This window comes from Winogradskyella marincola, assembly GCF_029624125.1.
Classification (GTDB): domain Bacteria; phylum Bacteroidota; class Bacteroidia; order Flavobacteriales; family Flavobacteriaceae; genus Winogradskyella; species Winogradskyella marincola.
This window is the reverse complement of sequence record NZ_JARSBN010000001.1, coordinates 1-12,410: the sequence shown is the minus strand read 5'-3', so window position 1 is coordinate 12,410 and position 12,410 is coordinate 1. Positions and strand designations below refer to the sequence as shown.

13 protein-coding genes are annotated in these 12,410 nt (G+C 32.5%); 8 read left to right on the top strand and 5 right to left on the bottom strand.

The features are described from left to right. Positions 1–34: 34 nt before the first annotated feature. From P7122_RS00065 to P7122_RS00030, 8 genes are all read left to right on the top strand, one after another. On the top strand, positions 35–988 hold the full coding sequence (locus P7122_RS00065; protein ID WP_278003743.1) for an acetyl-CoA carboxylase carboxyltransferase subunit alpha: 954 nt from the start codon (positions 35–37) through the stop codon (positions 986–988). Between the two features lie 169 nt (positions 989–1,157). Further along, positions 1,158–2,690, top strand: a complete 1,533-nt coding sequence (gene dnaB / locus P7122_RS00060; RefSeq protein WP_278003742.1) for a replicative DNA helicase — start codon at positions 1,158–1,160, stop codon at positions 2,688–2,690. A 73-nt stretch (positions 2,691–2,763) separates the two neighbouring features. Next, positions 2,764–3,798: an AI-2E family transporter gene (locus P7122_RS00055; protein ID WP_278003741.1), complete on the top strand. Its 1,035-nt coding sequence runs from the start codon at positions 2,764–2,766 to the stop codon at positions 3,796–3,798. Positions 3,799–3,859: 61 nt separating this feature from the next. Further along, complete coding sequence (locus P7122_RS00050) at positions 3,860–4,777, top strand: aminotransferase class IV (protein WP_278003740.1); 918 nt, start codon at positions 3,860–3,862, stop codon at positions 4,775–4,777. After that, positions 4,770–5,495 (top strand): sulfotransferase-like domain-containing protein, encoded by a 726-nt coding sequence (locus P7122_RS00045; RefSeq protein ID WP_278003739.1) that lies wholly within the window; start codon positions 4,770–4,772, stop codon positions 5,493–5,495. Before P7122_RS00050 ends, P7122_RS00045 begins: the two co-directional genes overlap by 8 nt. A gap of 146 nt (positions 5,496–5,641) precedes the next feature. Then, positions 5,642–6,826 (top strand): asparagine synthetase B, encoded by a 1,185-nt coding sequence (locus P7122_RS00040; RefSeq protein WP_437130084.1) that lies wholly within the window; start codon positions 5,642–5,644, stop codon positions 6,824–6,826. 56 nt (positions 6,827–6,882) lie between these two features. Next, positions 6,883–7,581, top strand: a complete 699-nt coding sequence (locus tag P7122_RS00035) for a T9SS type A sorting domain-containing protein (protein ID WP_278003737.1) — start codon at positions 6,883–6,885, stop codon at positions 7,579–7,581. After that, positions 7,582–8,004 carry a secondary thiamine-phosphate synthase enzyme YjbQ gene (locus tag P7122_RS00030; protein ID WP_278003736.1) on the top strand — a complete coding sequence of 141 codons (423 nt, stop codon included), beginning with the start codon at positions 7,582–7,584 and terminating at the stop codon, positions 8,002–8,004. On the opposite strand, the gene P7122_RS00025 is transcribed toward P7122_RS00030, so the two are convergent. The 5 genes from P7122_RS00025 to thrS form a co-directional block, all read right to left on the bottom strand. Next, positions 7,978–8,781: an HAD family hydrolase gene (locus tag P7122_RS00025; protein ID WP_278003735.1), complete on the bottom strand. Its 804-nt coding sequence runs from the start codon at positions 8,779–8,781 to the stop codon at positions 7,978–7,980. The genes P7122_RS00030 and P7122_RS00025 overlap by 27 nt on opposite strands. Before the next feature lie 102 nt (positions 8,782–8,883). After that, the gene (gene rplT, locus P7122_RS00020) at positions 8,884–9,228 is read right to left on the bottom strand and encodes a 50S ribosomal protein L20 (protein ID WP_208155216.1); all 345 of its coding nucleotides are present in this window, start codon (positions 9,226–9,228) and stop codon (positions 8,884–8,886) included. Positions 9,229–9,335: 107 nt separating this feature from the next. Beyond that, entirely contained in the window at positions 9,336–9,533 is a 198-nt protein-coding gene (gene rpmI / locus P7122_RS00015) for a 50S ribosomal protein L35 (protein WP_129761794.1), read from the bottom strand. A gap of 62 nt (positions 9,534–9,595) precedes the next feature. Then, on the bottom strand, positions 9,596–10,147 hold the full coding sequence (infC, locus tag P7122_RS00010; protein ID WP_278004346.1) for a translation initiation factor IF-3: 552 nt from the start codon (positions 10,145–10,147) through the stop codon (positions 9,596–9,598). A gap of 36 nt (positions 10,148–10,183) precedes the next feature. Beyond that, positions 10,184–12,121, bottom strand: coding sequence for a threonine--tRNA ligase (gene thrS, locus P7122_RS00005; RefSeq protein ID WP_278003734.1), 1,938 nt, complete (start codon positions 12,119–12,121; stop codon positions 10,184–10,186). Positions 12,122–12,410 lie beyond the last annotated feature (289 nt).

Here is a 12,410-nt window from a genome sequence, read left to right as displayed (position 1 = left end):
ACACTAAATTAACTAAAAACTAACTTCAAATTGTATGGAATATTTAGAGTTTGAATTACCCATAAAAGAATTAGAAGAGCAGCTTGATAAATGTCAAATCATTGGAAAAGAGAGTGATGTAGACGTTACAGAAACCTGTAAGCAGATCGAAAAAAAGCTAGCTGAAACTAAAAAAGAGATATATAAAAATCTTACAGCTTGGCAGCGTGTTCAGTTGTCTCGTCACCCAAACAGACCATATACACTAGATCACATCAAAGCACTTTGTGGAGATTCTTTTTTAGAATTGCATGGAGACAGAAATGTTAAGGATGATAAAGCTATGATTGGTGGTTTAGGTAAAATTGGCGATCAAACCTATATGTTTATAGGTCAGCAAAAAGGATATAACACCAAGACAAGACAGTATAGAAACTTTGGAATGTCTAATCCAGAAGGTTATCGTAAGGCACTGCGTCTTATGAAGTCTGCTGAAAAATTCGGAATTCCTGTTGTAACCTTAATAGACACTCCTGGTGCTTATCCTGGTCTAGAAGCAGAAGAAAGAGGACAAGGTGAAGCTATTGCTAGAAACATTTTAGAAATGTCTCGTTTAAAAGTGCCAATTATAACAATTATTATTGGTGAAGGAGCCTCAGGTGGAGCTTTAGGTATTGGAGTAGGAGATAAGGTTATGATGTTAGAGAATACATGGTATTCTGTTATTTCGCCAGAGTCTTGTTCTTCTATTTTATGGAGAAGTTGGGAGTACAAAGAACAAGCAGCAGAAGCTTTAAAGCTTACAGCAAAAGACATGAAGCGTATGAAGCTTGTAGACCAAATTATTAAAGAACCGCTTGGTGGTGCACATACAGATAGAGAAAAAACATTTTTAGCTGTAAAAGATGCTATAGTAAAGACCTACGAAGAGTTAAAAAACTTATCACCAAAAGAATTAGTGAAAAATCGTATGAGTAAATACGATGAAATGGGAGTCTATAAAGACTAAATCCACTAAACATAAGCAACTAAAAAAAACTGAAGTTGAGTCTTCGGTTTTTTTTGGCACTATTAACAATATATTTAAGTTATTAACAGTTAGATTGTTGAAGACCTGTTGAGATTGGAATTCCTATAATACACAGTTCATCGATACTATTTAATTACTTTTGTTATTTATGAAACAACCCAATCCAATACCAAGTTATAAAGTCGATAAAAGCACTATTATTAGTTTAGAAAAAGGTAAAATACCACCTCAAGCAATTGATTTAGAAGAAGTTGTGCTTGGAGCTATGATGATCGATAAAAAAGGTGTTGATGAGGTTATAGATATTTTAAGTCCTGATGCTTTTTATAAAGATGCTCATAAATACATCTTCGAAGCCATTTTTAAGTTGTTTGAAAATAGTGAACCTATTGACTTATTAACCGTTTCTACACAATTAAAGAAAGATGAAAAACTAGATTTAGTTGGCGGAGATTTTTATCTAATTTCGTTAACTCAACGTGTATCATCTTCAGCACATATTGAGTTTCATGCACGTATAATTCTTCAAAAGTATATTCAGCGAAGTTTAATAAAAATTTCAAATGAAATTATAGAAGAAGCTTACGATGAAACTAAAGATGTTTTTGATCTTTTAGATAATGCAGAAGCTAAGCTTTATGAAGTTACTCAAGGTAACGTTAAGAAGTCGACAGAGACAGCGCAAAGTTTAGTAATACAGGCAAAAAAGAAAATTGAAGAAATTTCTAACAAAGAAGGATTAAGTGGTATACCAACTGGGTTTGATAAATTAGATAAGCTTACTTCTGGTTGGCAGCCTTCAGATTTAATTATCGTTGCAGCACGTCCTGGTATGGGTAAAACGGCCTTAACCTTAACAATGGCGAGAAATATTGCTGTAGACTTTAACAATCCTGTAGCTTTCTTCTCTCTAGAGATGTCTTCTGTACAGTTAATAACACGTTTAATTTCTAGTGAAACAGGCTTATCTTCAGAAAAACTAAGAACAGGTAAACTAGAAAAACACGAGTGGGAACAGCTTAATGTTAAAGTTAAAACTTTAGAAAAAGCTCCATTATATATTGATGATACACCATCCTTATCCATTTTCGATTTAAGAGCAAAGGCACGTCGTTTAGCTTCGCAATATGGTATCAAGATGATTATGATTGATTATTTGCAGTTAATGACAGCAGGTGGAAGTCAAAAAGGAGGTAATCGTGAGCAAGAAATTTCTATGATTTCTCGTAACCTTAAAGCTTTAGCAAAGGAATTGAATGTACCTGTAATTGCATTATCTCAGTTATCGCGTGCGGTAGAAACGCGTGGTGGAAGTAAAAGACCATTACTTTCAGACTTACGTGAATCTGGTGCGATTGAGCAAGATGCGGATATTGTATCGTTTATATACAGACCAGAATATTATAAGATTGATGAGTGGGATGACGAAGAGCGCTCACCAACAGAAGGTCAAGGAGAATTTATTGTAGCAAAACACAGAAATGGTGGTTTAGAAAACATTAGGTTGAAGTTTATCGGTCATTTAGGTAAGTTTGATAATTTAGATGATTTTGATACACCTTTTGGCGAATTTCATTCAAAAATGAATACAGGAGCAAACGAAGACGCTTTTACACCAGATAGTTTTCCATCGGCTAGTGATGCCTTTGGTGGTCCTGATGATGATGGTGTACCTTTTTAACATCATTTTATAAGTATTAAGCCTCTTTTTTAACCTATATTTACGCTTCGCTATTTAAGAAGAAAATTGCCTCATGTTAGATCAAAGACGTACAACCAATATCCTGTTGTTAATCATCGTTATACCATTAGTATTTTATTTACTTAAAGTACTGTCTTTTATATTTATACCTTTGATTTTTTCAATGTTTATTGCATTGTTGTTTTTGCCTCTTATGAGACAATTGGGACGAAAAAAAGTTCCAAAATTTCTCAGTATCCTTGTTGTGTTATTGTTGGTTACTGTAGGTGTATATTTAGGTATAGAATTAATTCAGTTATCTAGTAGAGAAATCTTAGCTACCAAATCAGAATTTATTCCAAAGGCTGAAGAAAAAATAGTAGATTTAAAAGGATACCTATCCAATAGTTTTGGTATTGAATTTGAACAAGACAAAGGCTTCTTAGCCCAGTTTTTTGAAAAAGAAAACTTAGGAACTACATTTGGTTTTATTCGCACCTTTTTTACAACACTTTTAATGACTGCTTTTTTTGTAGTGTTATGGTTAGGTGAGTCTATAAACGTTCATAATTTGCTCAACAATACATTATTAAAACAAAAGCATACGTCCATAAAAGCTTTTATGAAGATTGAAAAAGATCTGATTAAATTTATTAAAGTAAAGGTGTTAGTTAGTGCTTTAACTGGTTTGTTTACGGGTTTAATGTGTGTAATGTTTGATGTGAGTTTTCCAATATTTTGGGGCTTATTTGCATTTGCTATTAACTTTGTGCAAATGGTAGGATCCTTTATTTCTGTGATTCTACTTTCAATTTTTGCCTTTGTAGAGTTAGATCCAACAAGTACATTACTTTTCTTTATAGTTTCAATTTCAATGGTTCAGGTTGTTTTTGGTGCAATCTTAGAACCAATTTTTATGGGAAAATCTTTCTCAATAAATATCATAGCAGTTTTGGTTATGTTGATGTTTTGGGGATTTCTTTGGGGAATTCCAGGACTTATAATGGCTATTCCTATCACTGTTTTTATCAAGATTATTTTAGAGCAATTTCCAAGTACTAAGGTCATTGCGAGTCTTCTTTCTGGCAATGAGACAAAATTAGATTAAGATTTTTAAGCGTTTTTAGCGTTGTAATTTTTAAGTATCTTCATACCATAAACAAAACATTATGGTTCACGGTACGCACAATGCACAAGAAGACTCTAGAAACGATACTATTCTTATTTCCATTAATGACGAACTCTTTCCCAGAAACGAAGCAAAAATTTCTGTTTTTGATAGTGGTTATTTAGTAGGAGATGGTGTTTGGGAAGCTTTACGATTACACCAAGGAGTTCTGGTATTTATCGAAGATCATTTTAACCGTTTATGGCAATCTGCAAAAACGGTTGGTATGGTATTACCATTTACTAAAAAAGAGTTAACCCAAAAAGTATGGGACACACTTAATGTTAATGGTATGACAGATGATGTACACGTTAGAATTATGGTAACACGTGGCATTAAAAAAACACCATCTCAAGATCCAAGATTAACTATTTCTGGACCCAATGTGGTTATTATTCCTGAGTATAAAAAAGCATCAAAAGTATCTAAAGAGAAAGGAATTACTTTATTTACAAGTACCATTAGAAGAGGTTCTCCAGATTATCTAGACCCAAGGTTAAATTGCCATAGTAAGCTTCACGAAGTTCAGGCACTTATTCAAGCGATTGAAGCAGGTGCTGATGAAGCTTTAATGCTAGATGTTAATGGATTTGTAGCCACTTGTAACGCTACTAATTTTTTTATGATTAAAAATAACGAAGTATGGACATCCACAAGCAAGTATTGTATGAATGGCATTACCAGAGCTAAGGTTATAGAAGTTTGCAAGGCCAACAATATTCCTTGTTTTGAAAAGGATTTTTCTTTATTTGATGTTTATGGAGCAGACGAGGCTTTTGTTACAGGAACCTTTGGTGGTTTAACACCTGTTACAAAAATTGATGGACGACAAATAGGAGAGGGTAAGTATGGAAAAATGACTAGAAAACTTAACGATTTGTATGAAAAGTTAATCCAAAAAACAATAGCCAATGGATAATATAAAGCGTATATGTCTGTGGTCTGGACCAAGAAATATATCCACGGCACTGATGTATTCTTTTGCACAACGTAAGGATACAAAAGTGTTTGATGAACCACTTTATGCCTATTACTTAAAGCATCATCCAGATGCAAATAGTTATCATCCAGGTGCAGAAGAGATTATGAATACAATGGAATATGATGGAGAGAAGGTGGTAGAAATGATGTTGAATAATACTGAAAAGCCAGTCTTGTTTTTCAAACAAATGACGCATCATCTTTTAGATATAGATCGTTCATTTATGAAGGATACCATCAACATTATTTTAACCAGAGATCCTGTAGATATGTTGCCATCCTTTGATAAAGTGATTCATAATCCTACAATTGATGATGTAGGTTATCAACTTCATATCGATCTTTTAAACTATTTTGAAAGTCAAAGTATTCCTTTCAAGGTTATAAATTCTAAACAAGTCCTTAAAAATCCTGAAGTGACACTACGGAAGTTATGCGAATTTGCTGGTATTCTTTTTGAAAAATCAATGTTATCCTGGAAACCACAAAAGCGAGAAGAAGATGGTGTTTGGGCAGATTATTGGTATCATAACGTTCATAAATCAAGTGGATTTCAAAAATATAAACCAAAAACAGAAGCTTTTCCAACACACCTAAATGCGCTCTTAGACCAATGTTTACCTCACTATAATAGACTGATGGAGTATACCATTTAGCTCTTAAAAGAATGATAAAATAAGACTAGAAAGACTAAAAATTGGTTATATTTCGTTTTAAATCTATGAACTTGAAAAAATTAACTTTCATATTATTTGCACTGTTACTCAGTGTTAATGCATACGCTTCATATATATTAATTCCAATGGATGCTGAGTCTCAGGAAAACCATCTCAAGGCTTATGGAGTTACCTATTGGACTTTGGAGCGCGAACTCAAAGTAAATTGGCTTTTAAATTATAGAGGAGGTTCGTTTTTGTTACCTGATGCAGAAATCATTCAGCGCGAATGTCAGATACGAGGTGTGTCTTTTGAAGTGATTTCAGACATCAAAGCAAAAGAAATATTAGATGAAATTGCAAGTCCTGCAGTAAATCAAGAAGCTGTTGTGTTAGAAAAAGCACCAAAGATTGCAGTCTACACACCTTATGGAAAGCAGCCTTGGGACGATGCGGTAACTATGGTTTTGACCTATGCGGAAATTCCGTATGAGACTATTTATGATGAAGAGGTTTTGAATGATGAATTGTTGCTTTATGATTGGTTACACTTGCATCACGAAGATTTTACAGGTCAATATGGGAAATTTTACAGAACCTACCGTTCTGCAGCTTGGTATATTGAAGAAAAGAAAGCGGCAGAAGAACTGGCAAATAAGTTAGGCTATGATAAAGTTTCGGATGCAAAATTAGCAGTAGCCTTAAAAATTAGAGATTACGTAGTAGGTGGAGGATTTATGTTTGCAATGTGTTCTGCAACCGATAGTTTTGATATTGCTTTATCAGCAGAAGGCGTTGACATTTGCGAGCCTATGTTTGATGGAGATGGAAGTGATCCTGGATATCAGAACAAAATAGATTACTCAAAAACCTTTGCGTTTAAGGACTACATATTAGAAAGAAGTCCTAATGTTTATGAATTTTCTTCAATAGATATGACGTCTAAACGTCAGATACCTTTTAAAACTGATTACTTCTCGTTGATGGAATATTCAGCAAAATGGGATCCAATTCCAACGATGTTAACTCAAAATCATACATCTTTGGTAAAAGGTTTTATGGGACAGACCACATCATTTACAAGAGATGAAATAAAATCTAATGTATTAGTAATGGGTGAAAATAGAACTAATGGAGAAGCAAAATACATTCACGGAATTAAGGGTAAAGGCTTTTTTACATTCTATGGAGGTCACGATCCAGAAGATTATACGCATAGAGTAGGAGACCCAAAGACAGAACTCGATTTACACCCAACATCTCCTGGTTATAGGTTAATATTAAATAATGTACTTTTTCCAGCTGCTAAGAAGAAGAAGCAAAAAACTTGATGGTTTTGTATATTATAAATTTTGTAGTTTTAAAAAAGATGTGAAAACAATAAGTTATGATAAAATTACAATACATATTTATATTCCTATTCCTATTCTTTACTTTTAATATTTACTCCCAAGATACTAATCTTTACCAAACTTGGTACTTATATCAGCTTGAGGTAGATTTAGAAGGAGTTGTATGGGATATAGAGGATGAACAACCAAATTTTTTACCTTCGATAACTATAAATGATGATTTAACTTTTGATGGTGTCGGTGCTTGCAATGGGTTCTATGGATATTACACTTATAATTCATCTTTAAACTCGTTAAATCCTAATGATGTAGTATTTACTCTTTCAGTTTGTGATACTTCTGAAGAAAACAATTTTGAAGGCAGTTATTTTAATTACATAGAGGCAGATACTGATCATACAATAACATTAACGTCATATGATGATTATGACGAATTACGTTTAGAGAATTATCCAGGGTATATTGCAATCTACAGGAGTGTGAGTTTATCTATTGCAGAAAAGTTTATCAATCAAATAAAAGTATATCCAAATCCAGTTCAGGATAAACTAAATATAGATTACAAAGGCTCAGATTTTTTAACGCTTAATATTTTAGATATAAGAGGAGCTTTAATCTTAGAGAACGTAACGTTAAGCCCAACGATTGATACATCACAATTATCAAAAGGATTATACTTCTTAGAAATTAAGAGTGATCATGGTGAAATGATAGTAAAGTTTATTAAAAATTAAATGAAATTCTTTCAAAAAGAGATTAGACTAGAAGCTTATCCAAGAGGTTTTCATCTTATTACTTCAAAAATAATAAATGCAATTCCTGAGTTAGAAGAAATAAGAATAGGTCAATTACAAGTTTTTATTAAGCATACTTCTGCAAGTTTAACCATAAATGAAAATGCAGACCCAACAGTAAGATTAGATTTTGAAAGTCATATTAATAAAATGGTGCCCGAAAATCAATCGTATTATAAACATACCTATGAAGGACCAGATGATATGCCAGCACATATAAAAGCTTCTTTGATGGGAACTTCGGTACAAATACCAATTACTAATGGTAAACTAAATATAGGTATTTGGCAAGGCATATACCTCTGTGAGCATAGAAATAATGCTTCAGGAAGACTGTTAGTCTTGACTGCTTTCGGCAATTAATAATTCTATTACTTTCTCTACACCAAAGTTATCATTTGTGTCAGTTTCAAAATTGGCTGTAGCTTTAACATCTTTATGTGCATTTGCCATTGCATAGCTATATTTAGATAGTTTAAGCATTTCTAAATCGTTATTAAAGTCTCCAAAAACCATAGTTTCAGAAGGTTTTATGTTGTATCTGTTTTGTAGAAAAGAAAGCGCATTTCCTTTATCTGTGATAGATTCTGAAATGTCAACCCAATGGTTACCAGACACAACAACATTAAATTCTGAGCCCAAATGTTTTACGTGTGGGTAAATAAAGCTTTCTGAATTTTTAGAATGATATAGAGCTATTTTTATAACGTCATCTTCTATTTCTTTTAAAGAACTAATGGTTTTATTTATTGAATAATATTCAGAAAAAGTATTTACTATTTCTAAAGGTGTATTAAGAAAGTAAGCAAGATGTTTAGTGCAAAATATAGGATATACATCTTTTATATTAGAGACTAAATTATAAAGCTTATTTAACTTATCTGAATGGATGTTGTTGCTAAGTAAGACTTCTTTGTTTTCTATAACAAGCCCTCCGTTTTCTGCCACAATTATTATGTCCTTTGTTATAGGGTGAAGTTTTTCTGTAATACTATAATATGGTCTGCCACTAGCTGCAACAAATTTTATATTTAAAGACTGCATCTTTTTAAACAAATTAAAAAAGCGTTGACTTACTTCGTGATTTGAATTTAGTAGTGTGCCATCCATATCGGATACAACTAGTTTTACATATTTCATTTTTTTATTAGAGTATAAATTGATACAATAAAAAAATCCGATTCAAATGCATGAATCGGATTTTATATAAGCGAAATGTTGTTATTAATTTGGCTAAAAGCCTTACTTTACTTTGTTTACTATTGCTTCAAAAGCTTCTGGGTGATTCATTGCTAAATCTGCAAGAACCTTACGGTTCAATTCGATATTGTTAGCTTTTAATTTACCCATAAACTTAGAATAGCTCATTCCGTGTTGTCTTGCACCTGCATTAATACGCATAATCCATAACGCGCGGAATGTTCTTTTTTTGTTTCTACGGTCTCTATACGAGTATTGCATCGCTTTGTCAACCGCATTTTTTGCTACTGTCCAAACGTTTTTACGTCTTCCGAAGTAACCTTTTGCTTGCTTAAGAACCTTTTTTCTTCTAGCTCTTTTAGCAACTGAATTTACTGATCTTGGCATTTCTTTTAATTGTTTTTTGTAGTAGGCGACCAAAAAAATATGGTACTTGCTAAATAATTTTGCCTAACTCCAGGGTTTATAAATTGTTTTAACCGATTAAAACGTTGTTACTTTAAACGTAACATTGTTTTAATATTATCTTCGTCAGACTTATGTACTAATGTATCATGAGTTAACGCAAGCTTACGCTTTTTAGACTTCTTTGTTAAGATGTGACTTTTAAAAGCGTGCTTTCTTTTAATCTTACCAGTGCCAGTTAGTTTGAAACGTTTCTTAGCACTCGATTTAGTTTTCATTTTAGGCATTTTGTCCTAGTTTTAATTTACGTTTCGCTTATTTTATTTATAGCTTAAGATGTTGTCTTAAGTTATTTTGCTTTTTTTGGAGCGATAAACATAATCATACGCTTACCTTCAAGCTTTGGCATTTGTTCTACTTTACCATACTCTTCAAGATCTTGCGCTAATCTTAATAATAAGATTTGTCCTTGCTCCTTAAATACTATTGATCGTCCTTTAAAGAACACAAAAGCTTTAAGTTTTGCTCCATCTTTTAAAAACTTCTCAGCATGTTTCTTTTTAAATTCGTAATCATGGTCGTCTGTTTGAGGTCCAAAACGAATTTCTTTCACCACTACTTTAGTGGCTTTTGCTTTTAAAGCTTTATCACGTTTCTTTTGTTCGTAAAGAAACTTCTTATAATCCATAATCTTACAAACAGGAGGATTTGCATTTGGTGAAATCTCAACAAGATCTAATCCTTGTTCGTCAGCCATGGATAATGCTTTCTTAATAGGGTAAATACCGACTTCGACATTGTCTCCTACTAATCGAACTTCTTCAGTTCTAATTTTAGAATTTATACGATGTTTGTCTTCTTGGACTTCTCGTCTGTTATAACTCCTTCTGTTTCTACGTATTGCTATGGCTTATAAATTTTAATTAAACAATATTTATTAAAAGCTTTTTAAGCTTTCTTTTATTTTTTTATCAATCATTTCAGAAAAGTCATTAACACTTATTGTGCCAAGATCTTCACCTCCATGTTGTCTCACCGTAATGGTGTTATTATTTTCTTCTTGTTCTCCGACAACGATAATATAAGGAAATTTTTGCATTTCTGCTTCTCTTATTTTCTTCCCTACAGTCTCATTTCTGTTATCTACGAGGGCGCGAATTTCGTTATTTTCTAGCAAATTTAAAACTTTTTCGGCGTATTTTTCATATTTCTCGCTTACAGATAATATCATAACCTGCTCTGGCATAAGCCAAAGTGGGAAGTTTCCGCCTGTATGTTCTAACAAGATAGCGACAAATCGTTCCATACTTCCAAAGGGTGCTCTGTGGATCATAACAGGTCTATGAAGCTCGTTGTCACTGCCTTTGTATGTTAAATCAAAACGCTCAGGAAGGTTGTAATCTACCTGGATAGTACCTAACTGCCACTGACGGCCTAAAGCATCCTTAACCATAAAGTCTAATTTTGGACCATAAAAAGCAGCTTCTCCTGTTTCAACAACATAATTAAGACCTTTGTCTTTAGCTGCATTTAATATGGCTTGCTCTGCTTTTTCCCAATTTTCGTCACTACCAATATATTTTTCAGGATTTTCTGGATCTCTTAGCGAAACTTGAGCTGTAAAATTTTCGAAGCCTAAAGAACCAAATACATATAATACTAAATCTATTACTTCTTTGAACTCAGTGTCTAATTGATCTGGTGTACAAAAAATGTGTGCATCGTCTTGCGTAAATCCTCTAACACGTGTTAGTCCATGTAACTCTCCACTTTGCTCATATCTATATACTGTACCGAATTCAGCAAATCGTTTAGGTAATTCTTTATATGAGTAAGGTTTATTATTGTATATTTCACAATGATGTGGACAGTTCATAGGTTTTAAGAGAAACTCTTCTCCTTCTGCAGGTGTGTTAATTGGTTGAAAACTATCTTCACCGTATTTAGCAAAGTGACCAGAAGTAACATATAAGTCTTTATTACCTATATGTGGTGTAACGACCATTTCATAACCTGCTTTTTTCTGAGCTGCTTTTAAGAAATTTTCAAGACGTTCTCTTAAGGCAGCCCCTTTTGGTAGCCATAAAGGTAATCCTTGTCCTACCTTTTGAGAGAATGTGAATAGTTCTAATTCTTTACCTAGTTTTCTATGGTCTCTTTTTTTAGCTTCTTCTAATAGGTGTAAATATTCAGTTAACTCTTTTTGTTTTGGGAAAGAAATACCATAAACTCTGGTTAATTGTTTTTCATTTTCATCACCTTTATAATATGCGCCAGCTACACTAAGTATTTTTACAGCTTTAACAATGCTTGTATTTGGTATATGACCTCCACGGCACAAATCTGTAAAAGTAGAATGGTCACAAAAACTTATTGTACCATCTTCTAGATTTTCAATAAGATCTACTTTGTATTCATTTTTACCTTTATAATATGATATAGCATCAGCTTTAGAAACTTCTCTCATTTTAAAATCATGTTTACCACGAGCAATTTCTATCATTTTATTTTCAATGGTTTTAAAGTCCTTGTCAGAGATAGAACCTTCGCCTAAATCTACATCGTAATAAAAACCATTTTCAATAGCCGGACCAACCCAAAGCTTTACATTAGGATAAAGTTCCTCTAAAGCTTGTGCTAAAATATGTGCTGAAGAATGCCAGAATGCTTTTTTACCTTCATCATCTCTCCATGTGTATAATATAAGGTCACCATCTGTGGTTAGGGGAGTGGTAGTTTCAATAACATTATTATTGAACTTTGCTGAAATAACATTGCGAGCAAAACCTTCGCTAATATCTACAGCCACTTCATAAGGAGTTACATCTTTTTCAAAAGATCTAACTGAACCATCAGGTAGAGTAATTTTAATCATTTTATTAATTATCTGTTTTAAGCTAACAAAGATATATCTATTATAGTAATAGTCAAAGCAAAGTTTAATGATGAATTATTTCTTTTAATAATACATATATATAATAAAGTAACTTTTGCACATAATATTATTAAGACACTTATTATATATTAATATGTAAAGCTGAAGAAAGTTATAATGAAACGTATTTATATAGTAATATGTAATTAATCAAAAAAAATAAGACCTCATATAGTTGTTATACAAGGTGTTGGTTGTTTGGGGTTAAAAAAAGGCAAAAATAATTTCA